This is a genomic window from Edaphobacter sp. (assembly GCF_028283685.1).
Classification (GTDB): domain Bacteria; phylum Acidobacteriota; class Terriglobia; order Terriglobales; family Acidobacteriaceae; genus Edaphobacter.
This window is the reverse complement of the sequence record NZ_JAPWKF010000008.1, coordinates 150,638-168,805: the sequence shown is the minus strand read 5'-3', so window position 1 is coordinate 168,805 and position 18,168 is coordinate 150,638. Positions and strand designations below refer to the sequence as shown.

The window sequence follows — 18,168 nt, the reverse complement described above, 5'->3', positions numbered from 1 at the left end:
GTCGCCAGGAGCAGCACCCGGTCTTCGCCAAGACCCCGGCCCCTGTTCCCCTTTTGAACACTCTCTGCCTAAAAACTACCACACGGCGACACCCCACCTGATGAACGTGGGCGGTCATCAACATCCTCCGTCTACACTTAACGGCATGCTTCGCTGTGCCATTACTGACCGTTCGCTGCTGCCGGGTGATGAATCTCAAAGACGTCGGGGCCTTGCGGAACAGGCCGCGCGCTGGGCCGCGGAGGGGATCGACCTTATCCAGCTGCGGGAGAAGGATCTGGGGCCGCTGGAGCTGGGCGACATCGCCCGGCCCATGATCGAGGCCATCGCTTCCCATCCCGGGACACGGTTGCTGGTCAACAACTGCCTGCGGGCAGCGGTCGAATCCGAGGCGCATGGCGTTCACCTGCCGTCGAACGCTGTGTTGCTGCCGGAAGAGGTTCGGCGGCGTTATGCCGTCTTCAGCCTGCCCCGCCCGACGGTGACGGTCTCCTGCCACTCACTGGCAGAGGTCCAGATCGCGCGCCGCAACCAGGCCGATGCGATTCTGTTTGCCCCGGTCTTCGGCAAGATCGTCGACGGAGAGACGGTCAGCCCGGCCGCAGGGCTGGATGTACTGCGGGCGGCCTGTGAGGCAGCTGGCCCCATCCCGGTCTATGCCCTGGGGGGCGTAACGGAGGAGAACGCTCCCGCCTGCGTGGCTGCGGGAGCGGTGGGGATCGCCGGTATCCGGCTGTTTCACAAATAGCGGAAACCAGGTTGCGGAACCGCGGAGACCAGCAGCCGGGACCTAGAACGCGAGCTTCTCGTCTGCCGAGGGACCGTAGATAGCTGGCACGGCCTGTTCCCGCAACCGGAGATAGACCGTAAGCTGACCGCGATGGTGCGCCCAGTGCATCAGCATCCCGTTCATGATGTTGACGTAACGCGGCTCGTCGGAGATCAGGTGACCGGCGGCGAGCAGCTTCCAATTAGTCATCAGGTGCTCGTCGGTGGTGGACTCGAGGGCGGCGATGCCCCTCTTCATGTTCTGGTCGAAGAGGTCAATCAGCTCGGAGGTCTTCGTCCATTCGAGGGGTTTCCGCTGCTTGGCAGGATCGACCGGGGCGAAGTCCAGTTCGTCCTGGTTGATCATCATGTCGATCCACGCCGGCATGGTGGCGACCAGCGAGGCCAGGTAGCCCATCTGCATCGACTTTTCATGCGGGGCCCAATCGTTCTGCCCCTCCGGCACACGCTCCAAAGCTTTGCGCGTGCCAGCCTCTTCGCGCCTCAGCTCTTCGAGAAACAGGTCTTTCATCTTCATAGCGACGATCTCCTTCGGAAAGAATCCGAGGGACAGCGTACGTCATGCCTGCTGCCACCATCCTGTCAGCACCGGTAGAGAAACGATCTCTGCCACAGACGGCAACGGACCTGATATTCACCAAACGGGATCGAAGAGAATGCTGCGGCGTGAGGCGAGCAGACGTCCCCGGGTGCTTTACACGACGGGCGGGCCGTCGAAGTGGAAGACCTCGGGAACCTCGAGCCAGTGCTTTCCGGCGGCTGCGGCTTCGGGCAGAGAGACCTGCATGGGGTCCATGATCTTCCACCAGCGCTGGGTCTCGGAGTCGGCGGCCATGAGCTTCATGTCGGCGTCGAAGTCGGTGCCGTGGTACTCGAAGTAGGCGATCAGCAGATCGTCGTGCAGGTAGATGGAGTAGTTGCGGATGTTGCACTGCGCGATGCGGTCGAGCACGCCGGGCCAGACATCGGCGTGATAGCGGATGTACTCCTCTTTGACTTCGGGACGCAGCTTGATGATCTGGGCGTAACGGCGCATCGTGTTCTTGCTCCTGGATGAAGTGGATCGCTTACTTGCTGCCGAACGCGGGCGGCGGACCTGCCGCGAAATGCTGCACCCAGCAACGGCGTTGAGTTTACCCGACTACAAGACTACCTAGGGATAGGTCACCGCATCGAGTCCCTTGAGACCGACGTTGTCCTCGGTCTTGAGGCGATCCCCTGCGGGTACCTTCAACGTGATGGCGTCAAGGACGAGATTGTCGGTGTCGGCGATGCTGCCCGCGCTGTCGGCCGCGATGCTGACGTGATCGATGCGGAAGTCCTTCAGCTTAGCCTGCGGATAGGCGGCGATGGCGATCGCGGTCTTCGCGCCCGTGGCCTCGATGTTCCAGATGTGGACGTCGGCGAAGTGCGGAATGCCCTTGTCTTCCGGCACCTTCGTCGTCAACACCTTCCAGTACGGCGGCGCGTCCGTGGCGTCCTTCGGCATCTCGGCATAGCTGTAGCTGGGGTTCCAGTTGAGATTCACCTGAATGGGAATGCGTACGTCGGTGAGGTGCAGGTCGTGCACGCGCAGGTTCTCACCCAGGCCGCCACGCACCTTGGCGCTCTTGATGAGGACACCGTTGCCGACGCCCTTGTAGGCGGTCAGGTTATAGGCCTCGATGTTGCGGAAGCCGCCGGAGGTCTCGGAGCCGAAGGTAACGGCAGCGGCGCCGGTGCGAATGACGCTGTCGCGGATGACGACGTCCTCGGTGGGACGATTGACACGCAGGCCGTCGGCGTCGCGGCCAGCCTTGAGGCAGAGAGCATCGTCGTTGACCTCGATGTCGGCGTGCTGGACGAGGATCTTCTTCGAGCTGTCGATGTCGATGCCATCGGTCGACGGCCCCTTGCCGCCGATGTTGTTGCGGATCGTGATGTGGTCGACGACGACGTCCTCGGAGTAGCAGATGTGCACGGTCCAGAAGCCGGAACGCTCGAGGTGCATGCCGTCGAGCTTCACGTTCTTCGAGTCGAAGACCTGGATCAGGCGCGGGCGCTTGGCGTCGTAGTCGGAGGCCCAGCGCAGCCCCTTGGGCTCGTAGATCTTGCGCAGGTCCCAGTAGCTCTTCCACCAGTAGCTGCCGTCGCCGTCGATGGTGCCTTCGCCGGTGATGACGACGTCGCTCTGCTTGTAGACGTTGACCAGCGCGGCGGGCCAGGTCATCTCGATGCCGGCGACGCGCGTGGGCATCAGGGGGTAGGCCTCGAGCTTCTGGATGCCGATGAGCTTGACGCCGGCAGGGATGTTGAGGGTCTCGCCGGACTTCACGAAGATGGAGCCGATGAGGTAGGTGCCGGGCTTGAAGGTGATGGTGGCATGCTTGCCAGCGCCCTTGTCGAGCGCCTTCTGGATGGCCACGGTGTCGACAGTCGTGCCGTCGCCTTTTGCTCCAAAGCTGTTGACCACGAGCGTCGCCGCATGACCCGTTGCCGCGATTGTGCTGCAGGTGACCGCTGCGAGCAGCGCCAGTCTTCGTACCAGCATCCATCCTCCGTTACGCATTGCACGTCCACACTAAAACAGGCGGACGAGGATTGTCTTTGCAAATCAGAAACTATTTCTCTTTTGGTTTATTACGTTCCAGCGGAGCTCTGAGTTTCAGCGGTAGCGCTGGCCGAATCGACATTTGACCCGGCCGCGGCAAAGTCCTAGGCTTAACATGTGCTGATAACCCCTGAACTACTGTTCGATGAGCCGCTCGAGATCGATGAGACCATCGCTCCCGGTGCGCTGGAATACAGTCCTGACATTCGCCAGGTCTCCCCGATGCCGATTAAGGGGGAGGCTGATCTGTTGATCGAGCATCGCAGCGAAGAGCGCGGCAAGAACTCCCAGGTCAACGACATCCGCCTGCGGGCGAGCTACCAGGGCGAGTTCGAGATCCTGTGTGCGCGGTGCGTGGAACCGGTCCCGCAGTCGCTTTCGGGGGACTTTGACCTGATCTTCCGGCCTTCGGAGGCGGATTCCGAGCCGGGCGAACATTCCATTACCCCCGATGAGACGGAAATCGGGTATTATGAAGAAAGCGGTCTTCTGCTGGAGGACGTGGTGCGCGAGCAGGTGTTGCTCTCCCTGCCCACCCGGACTTTATGCAAGGCGGACTGCAAAGGTCTCTGCCCTCGCTGTGGTCAGAACCAGAACCTCGCAATATGCTCCTGCGAACAGACCCCGTCTGATCCGCGTTGGAATGCTCTGGCGGGCCTGGCTGACAAAATCGAGGTCAAGCACTAATCGAGTTTCCGCACCGTCAACTGCCGAGAGGCAGGCGCGTGTGCGATTGAAAGGGATACCGCAATGCCTAATCCGAAACGGCGTCACTCCAAGCAGCGTACGGCGAAGCGCCGCAGCCACGACTTCCTCACCCCTACCGGCACCTCCGAGTGCCCGAACTGCCACGAGCGCAAGCTGCCGCATCGCGCATGCCGCAAGTGCGGTACGTACAAGGGCCGTGAGGTCCTGGCAGTCAAGGAAGCCAGCTAAGCTTCGTCTCTCTTCGAGACACAGGATTTTCTGTAACAGCCGTTTCTCCCTGAGGGAAACGGCTATTTCCTGTTTAAGTTATCCCCCTATCTTCTTCTGTTTGTGCGCTAGCTACATCCTATGGAGAACTGACGCTATAAGGTGTTGAACCTGTTATCGTTTCCCTGATGCCTATCGACATCGTTGTAGACGCAATGGGTTCAGATAAGTCTCCCGAACCGGAGGTTCGCGGGGCTGTCCTGGCAGCCCGCCAATATGGGCTCAGGGTTCACCTGGTAGGCCCGGAAGAGATTCTTCGGCCGCTGTTGCGACAGCAGCTTAAGCACCAGAAACATCTCGATGTCTTCGTCGTACCCGCATCCGAGTGGATCACGATGGACGACAAGGCCGCACAGGCAGTACGCTCCAAACGCAACTCGACCATGCGCATGGGCCTGAAGATGGTGCGTGAGGGCAAAGCTGCAGGCTTCTTTACGGCTGGCAACACGGGCGCAGCGATGGCAACGGCGAAGATGGTGCTGGGTATGCTTTCGGGCGTCGACCGCCCGGCACTGGCAACGATCGTGCCAACGACGCAGGGAACGCCTTCCCTGCTGCTGGATGTAGGCGCCAATGTGGATTCAGACCCCGACAACCTGACGCAGTTCGCCGTGATGGGTCACATGTACGCACAGAATGTGCTGAAGATCACGAATCCTCGCGTGGGACTGCTATCGATCGGCGAGGAAGATTCCAAGGGCAATACGCTGACCCGCGACACACTGCCGTTGCTGCGCTCGCAGAGCGGCATCAACTTCATCGGCAACGTCGAGGGGCGCGATCTGTTCACCGGCCACTGCGATGTGACGGTGTGCGATGGGTTTGTGGGCAATGTCGCGCTGAAGAGCATTGAAGGCGCGGCCAAACTCTTTACGACTTCGCTGCGCGAAGCGCTGAAATCGACCGTGACCTCGCAGGTGGGCGCTCTGCTCTCGCGTAAGGCGTTCGACGCCTTTAGAAAGCGGCTGGACTACTCGGAGTACGGTGGTGCGCCGCTGCTGGGTGTACGCGGCGTCTGCATCGTGGGTCATGGCTCGTCGAACGAGAAGGCGATCATGAACGGCATTCGCGTGGCGGCGGAGTTTGCATGCGCCGAGGTGAACTCGGGCATCGAATCGGCACTGCGAGCGAAGTCGACCACGGTCTGAGCAGCTATCTTCCAAAGAAAATACTGTAGACGAGCACTGCGAGTACACCTGCGCTGATGGCGGTATAGAGGCGGTCGCGTTCGAGTGCGAAGGCCACGACCGCGAAGGCGACGCGTGCGATGGGGGTGGCAATCAGGAACAGGATACCGACCTCGATGATGGCCGCGGCATCGCCGTGCGAGATGCCCAGCAGCAGTTGTCGGCGGTGGGCGAGGTTGAGCGGATTGGGGACAAAGACCCGGTAGTCGACGGCCTGGCGGGCGTGGTCTTCGAGATAGAAGGCGACCCCGGCGAGCACAAGCGTAGAGGCCAGAACGACGCCGAAGCGAAGCAGAAGGCCCATGGCCTGCTCCATGCGTTTGTCGTCGAGCACGAAGCGCATCACATCCTCCCCATGGCGCCGTTGACGATCATCTCGGCGCCGAGCACAAGGATGACGACGACAAAGATATACCGCAGCATGGTGACCGGAGCACGGGTAAGCAGGCGCGCACCAAGCAGCGAGCCGACGAGCACACCGAGCATGACCGGAGCGGCGAGGCCGGGATCGATGTACCCCCGTCGCAGGTAGATGCCTGCGCTGGCCGCGGCGGTGACGCCGATCATGAAGTTGCTGGTGGTGGTGGAGACCTTGAACGGGATGCGCATGATCTGGTCCATGGCCAGCACCTTGACCGCGCCCGAACCGATGCCCAGCATGCCGGAGAGCACGCCTGCTCCGAACATGGTGGAGAAGCCTTGCGGGATACGCGTGACCTGGTAGTCCATCATCTTGCCGCCGGGGCCGGGGTAAGTGCCGGAGAGACGCAGCCGGTCGGAGAGCGGGTCCTCGGATGGGAATCTCCTCGTGTTTCAGGCGGCTGGTCTTCCACGAGAGCCAGGCGGAGTAGAGCAGGACGCAGCCGAAGAGGATCGCCAGGGCATTGGTAGGGACGCGGGCGGCGAAGTAGGCTCCCACGATCGCGCCTATGGTGGTGGCGACCTCGAGGAACATGCCGATACGGACGCTGGAGTAGCCCTCGCGCACGTAGGCGGCAGCGGCGCCGGAGGAGGTCGCGATTACCGAGACCAGCGAGGCGCCGATGGCATAGCGAAGATCGACATGGAAGACGAGCGTAAGCAGTGGGACCAGCACAACGCCGCCGCCGAGGCCGGTCAAAGCGCCAAGCAGACCAGCGCTGAACGATCCGGCAAGGACCAGCAGCGTAAAGACGAGCACTGTCACAGGGGACATTCTATGGCACCAGCTGAACCGACTGACGAAAACGATGGTGACCTTTACAGATATGGCGCATCTTAAGCGCATGAGCAAGCAGTGGACGGCTGAAGACCTGCCCTATCTCCGCGGCAAGCGGTTCATCATTACGGGCGCCAACACGGGCATTGGCTATCATGCGGCACTCAAGCTGGCGCGGCGCGAGGCCGAGCTGGTGCTGGCCTGCCGCGACCGGAAGCGAGGCGAGGCCGCCCTGGCGAAGCTGCACGATGAGGCTCCGTCTGCCCACGTGGAACTGGAGGTGCTGGATCTGGCCTCGCTCGATTCGGTGCGGCAGTTCGCGGAGAAGGAGTTGGCCAGGAAACAACCTCTCTATGCACTGATCAATAACGCCGGGGTGATGGCCGTGCCGAAGCGCATGGAGACCGCAGACGGCTTCGAGATGCAGTTCGGCACCAATGTGCTGGGGCACTTTGCGCTGACGGGCCTGCTGCTGCCTGCGCTGGAGCGCGGTGCGACGCAGGATGATCCCTCGCGCGTGGTGACGATCGCCTCGATCGCGCATAAGCGCACCAATCTTCGGCTGGACGATCTGCAGTCGAAGCGCAGCTATTCGCCGATGCAGGCATACCAGCAATCGAAGCTTGGCGACCTGATGTTTTCGCTGGAACTGAGCCGCCGGCTGCAGGCGAAGGGCGTGCCGATGAAGAGCATCGCGGCGCATCCCGGCGTAGCGGCGACGGAGCTGTTCCGCGGCGATGGACGCTCGGCGGCCTTCAAGACGGTGCGGACGATCGTGGGACATGCCATCAGCATCGTGCTGAACACGGATGCGGAGGGCGCTCTGCCGACGCTGTTTGCCGCAACTTCGCCCGATGCTGAGAACGGCGGCTACTACGGTCCGCAGGGTTACGAGGAGATGCGCGGCGAGAAGGTCGGCGTGGCGAAGGTCGCTCCGCAGGCCCGCGATGCCGCAGCAGCGGCCAAGCTGTGGGAGCTTTGCGAGCAGTGGACGGGAGTTCGCTTCCTGTAAAGGAGCGGCATAGACGCAAAGAGGGCACGGGCGGTCGCTTTTCGGTAGTCTGCTGGAAGACCATGCTTCGACTTCGACTCGCGTGTCTCCTCGGCCTCGTCTGCGCAACCGCCAGCGCACAACAGAAGAGCTTTCGCATTACGCCGCTGCACCCGGTGGAGGAGCTGCGCGCGGAAGCGCTAAAAGCGGCGCCTCCGCGTGAGGACGGGCGCTTTCGCCAGCCTGACCTGGTGGAGCTGGTGACGCTCGATCCTACGATCAAGCTGGCCATCCGCTACGCCACCTCCAACAACTTTATGGGCACGCCGATGTACACCGAGGCGCGGGCGTTTCTGCAACGTCCAGCGGCGGAGGCCCTGCTGCGTACGCTGCCGGAGCTGAAGGCGCAGGGCTACGGCGTCATCATCCATGATGGCTACCGGCCGTGGTACGTGACGAAGATCTTCTGGGACGCGACGCCGAACCATCAGAAGATCTTCGTGGCCGATCCGAAGCAAGGCTCGCGTCACAATCGCGGATGCGCGGTCGATCTCTCGCTGTATGACCTGAAGACCGGCGAGGAAGTCGTGATGACGAGCGGGTATGACGAGATGACGAGCCGCGCCTACGCGTTCTATGAAGGCGGCACCGCCGAGGAGCGGGCGCGGCGCGATCTGTTGCGCCACACCATGGTGAAGCAGGGCTTCGAGATCAATCCGACGGAGTGGTGGCACTTCGACTACAAGGACTGGCGCGAGTATCCGATCCTCAACATACGGTTCGAGGACTTAGGCAAGTAGCTAGCGTGCGGGCAGGTTGGTGACGGTGGGAAGATGCCATGCTGTCATCAGTCGCGCGTAGTCGTCGGCGGTGAGCTGCACCAGAAGCGGCCTGCGTTTGGGATCGATCCACTGGAACAGGGATTCGATGGCGACGGGGGCCATCGCGGTGCATCCGGCGGTGCCGTGGCCCGCACCCTGCCAGATGTGCAGGAAGATGCAGGAGCCTCCATTGGTGACGGGCTTTGCGGAGGAGCCGTCGGCGATCGCGTTGTGATCGACGACGATGCCCAGGCGATAGGATTCGCCGGTGTTGCGCATGTGCTCGGAGCTGTTCCAGTCGGGCGTGACGGCGGAGCGGTCGACGATGCGGTTGTAGAACTTCGAGGACGCGTCGTCGACGCACTCGATGGATGGCGTGAGGCTGAGATACGGCAACCTCGAGCCGAAGGGCTTGGCGTCGGCGTAGCCGAAGGACGTGCCTAGTGCGAAGATGCCAGCGGGAGATTTACCGTCGCCCTCTTTCTTGATGGGGTCACCAGCACTTGCTGGAGCGGCGAGGCCGCTTCCCCAGCCGAGTCCGTGCTTGCCGACGACGATTGGAATCGAGCTGCCGACCGGCTGCCACGGCTTATTGTCCGCACTGCGTTCGTAGCGCTGCAGGTTGCCATCGACGGCGGCCCATGACGGCGTCACGGCGACCAGCAACTGCCGCGAGCCGGTGAAGGCATCGGCGGTAGTCTGCGCTCGCAGGCCGGTGCTGAGAACGGCCGCGAGAGCGAAGGGGTAGAGAAGCGCCATCGGTCTCATCTGAGGCCAGTGTATGCCACGGCGGCTAGGCGAGTACCTGAGGATCGCTGATGCCTGGGGTACCGTCTTCGAGATGCCCGGCAAAGCGGCGCTGGTAGGCGTCGTTGCCGGAGATGCTGACCGTCACGTCGTACCAGCGGCACGTTGCGGGCAGCGGTATGTTCAACGAGGTTTGCATATTGGCCGCAAGGTCTTTGCTGAATGCCTGCTTCGTATAGCCCTCGTTGATGCTGAGGGTGACGGAAGCGGAGGCGGGATTTTGCAGTGTGAGCGTGAGTGCGCGCTTTGCCGTGTCGTACTCGAGCGTGACGCTCGGCTCGGACGAGCCACCGGTTCCCTTCTGGTGAACGAGATAGCCGTTGGGACCGTAGACGGTGAGGTCGAAGGGCTGGCCGGTGAGAGCGTTCCAGTGATCGGTGAGCTTGTTGCCGACCGAGACGGTATAGCGGCGAGGATCTTCGGTGGGCTGCACTCCGTTATAGACATAGAACGCAGCGCCGGACTTGCCCTTGTTGATGAGCTCGAGTTCGACGCTGTCCTGCTTGACGCGGCAGGCGGTCTCGATCGCATAGGGCAGAGCGCGCGCGGGCCGGGTGCCGGGCTCCTGCACGGGCATCGTCTGAGGCTCGGGAACGCTGTAGGGCTGATGCAGCGACTGGATAGGCTTCGGCGCAGGGAACGAGGTGTTGTGGACGAGCGGCTTCTGCGAGAAGTCGAAGGCCGAGGTGAGGTCGCCGCAGAGGGAGCGCCGCCAGCTGCTGATGTTCGGCTCGACGATGTTGAAGCGCTTTTCGAGAAAGCGAAGGACGGAGGTGTGGTCGAATAGCTCGGAGCAGACCCAGCCGCCGGTGCTCCAGGGCGAGACGACGAGCATGGGTACGCGGGGGCCGAGGCCCACGGGCTGCAGGCCGCCGGGGTCGGCGTCGGGGATGATGGGGCGGCGCTCGTGCGGGTACTTCGTCATGTCGATGAACTCGTCGCGCAGCCCGTCGAGAAGATCGTCGGAGACTAAGCCGTAGCGATTGCGCGCCTGGCTCTTCGGCGGCATAGGCGGAACGATGTGATCGAAGAGGCCGTCGTTCTCGTCGTAGTTGATCAGCAGAACGGTCTTCGCCCAGACCTCAGGGTTTGAGGTAAGCGCGTCGAGGACGAGCGAGATGTAGTATGCGCCGTCCGTCGGAGAGGCCTCAGGGTGCTCAGAGTATTTGTAGGGCGCGACGACCCAGTTGACCTGCGCGAGCTTGCCGGAGGCGATGTCTTCCTTGAAGCCGACGAGTGTGCGGTCAGTGACGCCCTTCTGCACCAGTGGGCTGGTGGGCGATGCACCCTCCTGCACGTGATACTGCGCGAAGAACTCGAGCGAGTTGTCGGTGTAGTTATCGGTAGGCGTGTTGGGCTCGCCGCTGCCGCCCTGGTAGACCTTCCAGGAGACACCGGCTTTTTCGAGACGCTCGGGGTAGGTGGTCCAGGTGTAGCCGTTGACCTTGTGGCGCTCGTCGAAGCCGGGGCCGTTGGCCTTGCTGCCGTAGGCGTTCTGCGCGTCGATGGTGCCGGACCACATATAGATGCGGTTGGGGCAGGTGGCCGAGTGCACGGAGCAGTGATAAGAGTCGCAGATGGTAAAGGCGTCGGCGAGGGAGTAATGGAAGCTGACGTCCTGGCGCTTGAGGTAGCCCATCGTCATCACGTCCTGCTTCTGGTTGACCCACTGGTTCCAGTGGCCGTTGTTCCAGGCGAGGTGGCCGCTGCTCCATCCGTGATCTGTGCCGGCCTGGAACTCGGTGGTCTGTTGCGGATTGATGTAGAAGGGCAGGACGTGATCGGCGCTGGGGGAGAGACCGCGGTCATGGTAGTGCTTGGTCTTCACCTCGACGGGGGGCTGGTGCCAGATGGTCTTGCCGTTGGGCAGGCGAGCGGGGCGGGGATCGCTGAAGCCGCGCACACCGCGCAGGGTGCCGAAGTAGTGGTCGAAGGAGCGGTTCTCCTGCATGAGAATGACGACGTGCTCTACATCGCTAATCGTGCCGGTGCGGCGCGCAGCGGGGATGGCAAGCGCGCGCTGGATGGCGGGGGGCAGGATGCCGGTGCCTGCTGCCGCAGCAGCGGCGAAGCGGAGAAAGTCTCGTCGGGTTTTCATCGGCCTCTCAAGGACAAGAGGAACCGGAGATAACTCCGGTTCCTCTTGGGTTGTCTATTCCAGTTTGTCAGAACTGCAGGCGCATGGAGACCTGGCCGGTACGCGGGCTGCCGAAGTCCGCCGTGCTGGCCTTGGTGATCTGCCCGAACGTGCTGCTGGAGATATCCATGTTCGGCGTGCCGAGGTTGGTGTGGTTGAGGATGTTGGTGAAGGTTCCCTCGGCACGGAGCGAGACACGCTCGGTGATGGCGAAGCTCTTGCTGAGGCCACCGGAGAGGTTGACGGTTCCGGGGCCGACGACCGAGCCGTTCTGAAAGTTGCCAAAGCGGCCGATCGGGGAGGGGTCTCCGGCCTGACCGCGACCAGTGTGGCAAGGCGTGCCCTCTGTCCAGCTGGCATTGCCGGGGCAGGCGAAGGCGGCCTTATTGAACCATGCGCCGACCGTGCGGTTGGTGGGTGTGACACTGACACCGGCGACACGATCGACCTTCTGCGAGCGGCCCGGATAGGCAGCTCCGTTGGCGGCGGCGTTGAGACCCGAACCGGTACCGGAGGGGTCACCCTGACCGCTGGAGAAGTACGGCGAGAGGAAGGGACCGGTCTGCCAGAGCATGATGCTGCTGATCTGCCAGCCACCGAAGGCGGCGTCCATCAGACGGTTCATGTTGCCACCAAACTGCTTGCCACGTCCGAAGGGCAACGCGTAGAGCAGAGTGGTGTTCCAGCGGTGACGGCGGGTACCGAAGACCTGGCCGTAGTCGACGCTGGGATCGCCTGCCCAGGAGGCGCGGCTGCCGCCGGACTCGCTGGCGAAGCTGCTGCTGCCGGGGCCCTGGTTATCGGCGAGGCTCTTGGCCAGGGTGTAGGTGGAGTCGAAGGTGAGGCCGTTGGTCGTGTGGTGGCTGAAGTTGATCTGGCCGGACTGATAGCTGGAGTCAGCGCCCGTGGAGCGCGTGTTGATCACACCCCAGTTGGGGAAGGGACGCGCCGAGAGTGGCTGGTTGTAAGCCGAAACGGTCGAGGAGTACGGCAGGTCATTCAGGTTCGGCGCCCAGACCAGGTGGTGCGTCGTCATGCCGATGTAGGAGACGCGCAGACCATAGCCCTTGCCGAGATCGCGATCGAACGAGAGTGAGAATTGCTGCGAGTACGGATCCTTCCAGTTGATGTCGTTGGCCGTGCCGAAGTACGCCTGACCATAGTTGACCGAGTTGGAGCTGGAGCCGGAGCCAGCGTAGATGCTGGGCCACACGTAGGAAGGACCGGTGGCCGTCTTGGTGTTGGCGTACTGCGTGGTGTTGGCCTGCAGCGTTCCGGTCAGTGAGTAGAAGTTGGAGCCGAGCAGGGTGATGTTGTAGAGGCCATAGCCGCCGCGGATCACGGTACGGTTGTCGTCGGTGAGGCGATACGCGAAACCGAAGCGCGGAGCGAAGCGGGTCTTGATGGCGGTACGCAGACCGCTGGGCAGACCTGCCTGCGAGTTGCTGACAGTCGGGGTGCAGGCAGCACCGTTCTGCGCGCCTACACCGGAGCTTTGGCCGAGACCGCAGGAGTTGAAGCTGGCCAGGTAGGGTTGCGAGACAAGGTTTCCGTAGCCATCCGGATAAACGACGCGGCCGGACTTGGCGATGGAGGGATCGAAGTTACCGATGTTGCCGGTGGGATCGTGATACGCCGGGTGGTACTCGTAACGCAGGCCGTAGCTGAGGGTGAGGCGATTGCTGACGCGCCACTGGTCCTGCGCGAAGGCGTGATAGTGCATGGTCTTGCCGTCGTTGTCGGCCTGCACGACGTCGTAGAAGGTTGTGCTGGGCGCGCCGATGAGGAAGTCGGCGAACTCGCTGCCGGTAAAGGTGGCAGGCGAGTAGTTGAAGGTGCCGTAGTTGTCCGCGCCGTTGAAGCCGAGTGGCGTGATTGCTTCGATGCGACGGATGTCCACACCGAACTTCATGGTGTGGGTTCCCTTCACCCAGGTGAAGTTGTCGGTGAAGACGTGCGTGCGCGACTTGGTCACCGAGCTGAGGCGATCGGGGTTGAACGATGTGAGGTAGTTGAAGTCCAACTCAGGCAGACCGTTGTAGAAGAGATTCTGCAGGCCCTGCAGGCCGGAGCTTTCGGTGAAGGCCTTGCCGTCGTAGGGATTCGTCGCGCCGTTGCTGTCGAAGGTGAAGCCGTAGCGGAACTCGTTGATCAGATTCGGCGAGAAGTTGTAGTTGCCAGCGATGAGGAAGATGCGGTCCTGGTAGGTCGTCGTGCTCGAGGGCACGGCCAGAACCTGGGCGCTGTTCTGGTTGTAGTTCTTCCAGGTGAAGCGCGCGAAGATGAGCGCCTTCTGGCCGATGTACTGGTCGCCGCGAATGTCGAACTGGTTCGAGAAGAGCGAGGTATCTTTGTTGGTCGAGTAGTTATAGACACCGGGCGTGTAGGTGGAGACATCGCCGACGTTGGGATCGGGGAAGAAGGAGAGGAACTTCTGCGCCACGGCGTTGATCGGAACCACCTTGTTCGCATAGGTGCCACCGGTGAACGGGTTCGACAGCGAATCGAGCCCGACGACCTTGCTGAAGTCGCCCTGCTTCATGGCAGCGGTGGGCACATAGTACTGCTCGGAGGTCGTGCGCGGGCTGCGATAGCCCTCATACGTTCCGAAGAAGAAGGTCTTGTCGTGGCCGTTGTAGAGGTGCGGGATCACGACCGGGCCACCGAGCGAAGCGCCGAAGTCGTTGGTGACAAGGTGCGCCTTGGAGAGAGCGCCGTAGTCCTTGGCATTGAGCGAAGCGTCCTGGTGATACCAGAAGAGACCGCCGTGCAGCTTATTCGTGCCGGCCTTGGTCGTCGTCGTCACTTCGCCGGGCTGGCCGAACTCGGCCGAGTTCATCACACCGTCAACGCGCATCTCGGCGATGGAGTCGCCGGAGGGAAAGGCATTTGCGATGGGCGAGTTGCCACCGGTCGCGCTGCGGGTGGTGATGCCGTCTACAGTGACGTCGGTCTGGAACGGCAGGCCGCCCTGCACGGAGTAGGTGGGAGTCGAATTGTTGCCGCCGTCGGACTGCACACCGGGCAGAGTCTGGATCATCGACAGCGGACTGGTGCCGCTGGAGCTGGCGCGATAGTTTGCTGGCAGATCACGAACTGCGGCGCTCGAGAGTGTCGCATCGATGGAGGGCGAGTCGGTTTGAATAGTACCGACATCACCGGCATCCACCGAGACCTCCTGGGCGATGTTGCCCACAGCAAGCGCAACATCGGAGCGCAGCTCCTGGCGTGCGGTAAGACGAAGATGATTCACCTTCTGCGAGTTGAAGCCCTGCGCTGTGATCTGGAGATCGTACTGACCGGCGTTCAGGTTCAGGAACTGATAGTTACCTTCCTGATTGGTCTTGACGGTCTTCTTCGTAGCCGTCTCAACACTGACGAGATCAACGGTCGCGTCGGGGACAGCGGCACCGCTTTTGTCCTTCACTGTTCCGAGGATCGTGCCCTGCGTTGACTGGGCACGAAGAGCCACTGCTGAGAACACGAACAGACAGACGGCGACGAGGGCTGAGGGTAGAAAACTTTTCTGGCGCATAGGTGATGTGTGTGCAGCATAGCCAGCGCGCTTGAAAAGCTGTTATCGAATTTCGGCAAAATGAAGGAAGAAACGATAAAAAGTCGGTGAAATCTGATTCAACGAGCAGCGTTCTCTGTCCGCTTCACCGTTGCAGAGGGCAGTTCGTCGAAGAGAGTGCGGTAGTCCTTGGCAAACTGGCTGAGATGCCAGAAACCCCAGTCGGAGGCGGCCTGCTGCACGGAGATGCGCTGTTCCTTGCGACACAGATCGCGGCGTACTCCATTGAGCCGAAGGATCTTAAGGTAGGCGTTGGGACCGATGCCCAGCACGCGATCGAAGGCGTACTGCAGTGTCCTGCGGCTGACGTTGAAGACCGAACACAGCTCCGGCACGGAGATGGCGCGGTCGCTGTTGTCGAGCAGAAACTGGCGGACGCTGCGCACGATCTGTGAGTGCTGAATCTCGCTTCGCGGCGTCTCCGGCGCGTGTTCGACGGAGACGCAGAGGTCGGTCACGGCCTCGAGCACGGAGTTCTGAATCGACTCGCAGGCGGCGGCGGACTGCAGCACCTCAGGCCGCCGCTGGATCTCGCCGAGGATCTCGCCAAAGAGATGGCGCAGCGATCTCTGCGCACGTTCGCCGGCCTGCATCGTCTCAAGTCCCAGGCAGGCGAGCGCGTCTTCTTCTGGCAGCACGGAACGCAGATGTTCGGCGAGTGTCTTTTGGCCGATGACGAGACCGAAGATATGGAAGCTCGATGGCGTGATGAGCTCAAAAGGCTGATGCCCGCGACGGATAGCGATTGCGCCATCGTCAACGCGCCGCGAATCAACGCGAAACGAATCGTTCTCGGAGACAGGGATGCCGAACCACCAGCCATTGGAGCGCACGACGCAGGACTGGCGCAGGCTCAGGTTCGTGGTCTCGCGAAAGAGATGGATAGAGTGAAAGCAGGCGCCGATGATCTCTCCGGAGAAACCGCCGACCGAGAGCTGATCGTAGAGCTGGGACCATCCCACGAGATTGTCCGCATGCTTATTGGGATCGTCAGAGACGTAGCGATACGTTGGCGGCCTGGACGCCGACCACGCAGCACGCGAGGAGGAATGTCGAGCAGGCTCCACGCTTGGACAATACCACAGCCTTATTGCGATCCCGCCAACGATTTGGTGGATCTGCACCAATCATGATGTCTTCCGGCTCTTCTCCTTCTTGCCACGCAGCATCTTCGTGGCCGTGCGTCGCGTCCCGGCCGGCTGCCGTTACCCTATCCTGGCAGTAGCTGTAGCCGACGCGCTGCCCGCATGAAACCAGGTGAAATACGAGGACGACACCGACCTGCGCATCAAGCTCCCGCGGAGACCTGAATACTGAAGGCTAAATCACCAGCGTGGCCTTAATGATGCCTGCTTGCGGATAGGAATTCCCTTGTGCGATAACGCTAAGGCTTGGCCTTCTCACCAAAGGCCGCACTAAAACAAAGACAGAGCGCATTCGCTGGATCGGGCGCGTTGGGAGGAAGAATGGATGTCACGCAGAAGCAGCTCGATCGGCGTCAGTTTTTGCAGGCCGGAGCCGCCTGTGCCCTTGGCGCGGCCGTCAACTCATCGATGGCGGAGGCCGTATCGTCGGATGGTAAGAAGCCGAATCTTGTCTTTCTCTACACCGAGGGCCAGCGCTGGGATTGCACCAGCCTCGCGGGACACCCCCTGCTGAAGACTCCCAACATGGATCGCATCGGCCGCGAGGGCGTCCGCTTCGAAAACGCCTTCTGCACCAACGCGCTCTGCGCCCCGGCACGTGCCTCGGCGATGTCCGGCATGTGGTCGCGTTCCACCGGGGCGCTCGATAACAAGACCGTGCATACGCCCTTCCCGCAAGACATCCGCATCGCCCTCGCCCACCGATTGCAGAAGATGATCCAGGGAGCTCCAGGATTGTTGGCAGAATACCTGCAAATAAAATTGGGCTCCGTAGATCTTCAGCTTGGCTTAAGGCAGTTCCCTCGATACTTCAAGCTCCGGCAGTCATGTCGAAACTATCAGGAGTATTGAATGATGCGTCTTCGCCCAGGAACGATTGGCCTTGCTCTATTGTGCGCCACCGCCGTAAGCGCTACGGCACAGCAACCCAAAGTCGTCGAGCATTGGAAGGTCGGCGGTCATGGCGGCTGGGATTACATGCTCTCCGACGATTCTGCGCATCGACTTTACATCGCGCATAACTCCCGCGTTGAGGTCATCGACACCACAACCGGAAAAGCTCTCGGCGCGGTTACAGGATTCAAGAGCACGCACGGCATCGCCCTTGATCCGAATGGGCGCGTCGGTTACATCAGCGATGGAGCAGGAAATGCCATCGGCGTCTTCGACAGAGAGAAGCTGACCGTTATCAAGACCGTGCCGGCCGGCACCAATCCAGACGGCATTGCTTACGAACCCACGACAAAGACAGTCTGGGCGTTCAATGGCAAGAGCAAGAATGTGACGGTACTGGATACGGCCACCGACGAAGTGGTGGCGACCATTTCCTTGCCCGGCAAACCTGAGTTTCCTCAAACTGACGGGCACGGTTCAGTATTCGTCAACATCGAAGATCAGAATGCGATTGTAAAGCTGGATGCGTCGACCCGGAAGGTTGTCGCGACATGGCCTCTCAAGGGATGCGAGTCTCCCTCCGGAATGGCGATCGATCGCGGCAGGCATCGTGTCTTCTCCGTGTGCGATGGAAACAAGATGGCAATCGTGGATTACGCAACCGGTAAACTCCTCGGTCTGGCCAATATTGGAGACTCCCCCGACGCAGCCGGCTTCGATACGAAACATGCCCTGGCGTTTTCCTCAAATGGTGGCGACGGTACGCTAAGCGTCGTCGATACGACCAGGCCAGACTTCCCCACTGTAGCTACCCTGCCGACAGCGAAGGGTGCAAGAACGATGGCCTTCGACGCCTTGAGTAACCGCATCTATCTGGCTACAGCAGAGTTTGGGATGGCGCCTGCTCCTACTACTGCGATGCCACATCCTCGCCCAATCGTTATGCCCGACACTTTTGAGGTGATGGTCGTCAAACCCTAGCCCTTCTCTCCCGCTTCGAACGGCTCATCTACGGATGAGCCGTTTTCGTGCGCAGCAGGTCGAGAGAAACTAAAGGCTT

17 protein-coding genes and 1 pseudogene are annotated in these 18,168 nt (G+C 61.6%); 8 read left to right on the top strand and 10 right to left on the bottom strand.

The annotated features are described in order from the left end of the window. The first annotated feature begins 100 nt into the window (after nucleotides 1-100). A complete protein-coding gene (locus PW789_RS15680; protein ID WP_299378217.1) occupies nucleotides 101-748 on the top strand; it encodes a thiamine phosphate synthase in 648 nt (215 codons plus the stop codon). A 42-nt stretch (nucleotides 749-790) separates the two neighbouring features. Here PW789_RS15680 and PW789_RS15675 read toward each other — a convergent pair whose 3' ends face one another. From PW789_RS15675 to PW789_RS15665, 3 genes are all read right to left on the bottom strand, one after another. Further along, nucleotides 791-1,306, bottom strand: a complete 516-nt coding sequence (locus PW789_RS15675; protein ID WP_299378214.1) for a DinB family protein — start codon at nucleotides 1,304-1,306, stop codon at nucleotides 791-793. Nucleotides 1,307-1,483: 177 nt separating this feature from the next. Further along, complete coding sequence (locus PW789_RS15670; protein WP_299378212.1) at nucleotides 1,484-1,825, bottom strand: L-rhamnose mutarotase; 342 nt, start codon at nucleotides 1,823-1,825, stop codon at nucleotides 1,484-1,486. A 117-nt stretch (nucleotides 1,826-1,942) separates the two neighbouring features. After that, nucleotides 1,943-3,319, bottom strand: a complete 1,377-nt coding sequence (locus PW789_RS15665; protein WP_299378210.1) for a glycosyl hydrolase family 28 protein — start codon at nucleotides 3,317-3,319, stop codon at nucleotides 1,943-1,945. A gap of 177 nt (nucleotides 3,320-3,496) precedes the next feature. Between PW789_RS15665 and PW789_RS15660 the strand changes: the two genes are divergently transcribed. The 3 genes from PW789_RS15660 to plsX all read left to right on the top strand — a co-directional run bounded on the left by PW789_RS15660 (nucleotide 3,497) and on the right by plsX (nucleotide 5,502). Next, on the top strand, nucleotides 3,497-4,066 hold the full coding sequence (locus PW789_RS15660; RefSeq protein WP_299378208.1) for a DUF177 domain-containing protein: 570 nt from the start codon (nucleotides 3,497-3,499) through the stop codon (nucleotides 4,064-4,066). A 63-nt stretch (nucleotides 4,067-4,129) separates the two neighbouring features. After that, nucleotides 4,130-4,315, top strand: coding sequence for a 50S ribosomal protein L32 (rpmF, locus tag PW789_RS15655; RefSeq protein WP_299378205.1), 186 nt, complete (start codon nucleotides 4,130-4,132; stop codon nucleotides 4,313-4,315). A gap of 167 nt (nucleotides 4,316-4,482) precedes the next feature. Continuing rightward, complete coding sequence (gene plsX / locus PW789_RS15650; RefSeq protein ID WP_299378203.1) at nucleotides 4,483-5,502, top strand: phosphate acyltransferase PlsX; 1,020 nt, start codon at nucleotides 4,483-4,485, stop codon at nucleotides 5,500-5,502. A gap of 4 nt (nucleotides 5,503-5,506) precedes the next feature. On the opposite strand, the gene PW789_RS15645 is transcribed toward plsX, so the two are convergent. From PW789_RS15645 to PW789_RS15635, 3 genes and pseudogenes are all read right to left on the bottom strand, one after another. Beyond that, nucleotides 5,507-5,884, bottom strand: coding sequence for a DUF1634 domain-containing protein (locus PW789_RS15645; protein ID WP_299378858.1), 378 nt, complete (start codon nucleotides 5,882-5,884; stop codon nucleotides 5,507-5,509). Then, nucleotides 5,884-6,273: a sulfite exporter TauE/SafE family protein gene (locus PW789_RS15640; protein ID WP_299378201.1), complete on the bottom strand. Its 390-nt coding sequence runs from the start codon at nucleotides 6,271-6,273 to the stop codon at nucleotides 5,884-5,886. Before PW789_RS15640 ends, PW789_RS15645 begins: the two co-directional genes overlap by 1 nt. Before the next feature lie 130 nt (nucleotides 6,274-6,403). Next, a pseudogene (locus PW789_RS15635) lies at nucleotides 6,404-6,736 on the bottom strand (TSUP family transporter); the annotation flags it as partial. Between the two features lie 52 nt (nucleotides 6,737-6,788). Between PW789_RS15635 and PW789_RS15630 the strand changes: the two are divergent. Both PW789_RS15630 and PW789_RS15625 read left to right on the top strand, forming a co-directional pair. Next, complete coding sequence (locus tag PW789_RS15630; RefSeq protein ID WP_299378197.1) at nucleotides 6,789-7,751, top strand: oxidoreductase; 963 nt, start codon at nucleotides 6,789-6,791, stop codon at nucleotides 7,749-7,751. A gap of 62 nt (nucleotides 7,752-7,813) precedes the next feature. Further along, complete coding sequence (locus PW789_RS15625) at nucleotides 7,814-8,530, top strand: M15 family metallopeptidase (protein ID WP_299378194.1); 717 nt, start codon at nucleotides 7,814-7,816, stop codon at nucleotides 8,528-8,530. Here PW789_RS15625 and PW789_RS15620 read toward each other — a convergent pair whose 3' ends face one another. From PW789_RS15620 to PW789_RS15605, 4 genes are all read right to left on the bottom strand, one after another. Next, nucleotides 8,531-9,310 (bottom strand): L,D-transpeptidase family protein, encoded by a 780-nt coding sequence (locus PW789_RS15620; RefSeq protein ID WP_299378191.1) that lies wholly within the window; start codon nucleotides 9,308-9,310, stop codon nucleotides 8,531-8,533. It lies immediately after the preceding gene. 34 nt (nucleotides 9,311-9,344) lie between these two features. Beyond that, entirely contained in the window at nucleotides 9,345-11,456 is a 2,112-nt protein-coding gene (locus PW789_RS15615; protein ID WP_299378189.1) for a phosphocholine-specific phospholipase C, read from the bottom strand. A gap of 67 nt (nucleotides 11,457-11,523) precedes the next feature. Continuing rightward, on the bottom strand, nucleotides 11,524-15,030 hold the full coding sequence (locus PW789_RS15610) for a TonB-dependent receptor (protein WP_299378186.1): 3,507 nt from the start codon (nucleotides 15,028-15,030) through the stop codon (nucleotides 11,524-11,526). A gap of 98 nt (nucleotides 15,031-15,128) precedes the next feature. Beyond that, complete coding sequence (locus PW789_RS15605; protein ID WP_299378183.1) at nucleotides 15,129-16,136, bottom strand: helix-turn-helix domain-containing protein; 1,008 nt, start codon at nucleotides 16,134-16,136, stop codon at nucleotides 15,129-15,131. A 399-nt stretch (nucleotides 16,137-16,535) separates the two neighbouring features. On the opposite strand from PW789_RS15605, the gene PW789_RS15600 reads away from it, so the two are divergent. Together PW789_RS15600 and PW789_RS15595 are read left to right on the top strand one after the other, a co-directional pair. After that, nucleotides 16,536-17,066 carry a sulfatase-like hydrolase/transferase gene (locus PW789_RS15600; protein ID WP_299378180.1) on the top strand — a complete coding sequence of 177 codons (531 nt, stop codon included), beginning with the start codon at nucleotides 16,536-16,538 and terminating at the stop codon, nucleotides 17,064-17,066. Beyond that, on the top strand, nucleotides 17,067-18,089 hold the full coding sequence (locus tag PW789_RS15595; RefSeq protein ID WP_299378178.1) for a YncE family protein: 1,023 nt from the start codon (nucleotides 17,067-17,069) through the stop codon (nucleotides 18,087-18,089). Nucleotides 18,090-18,168 lie beyond the last annotated feature (79 nt).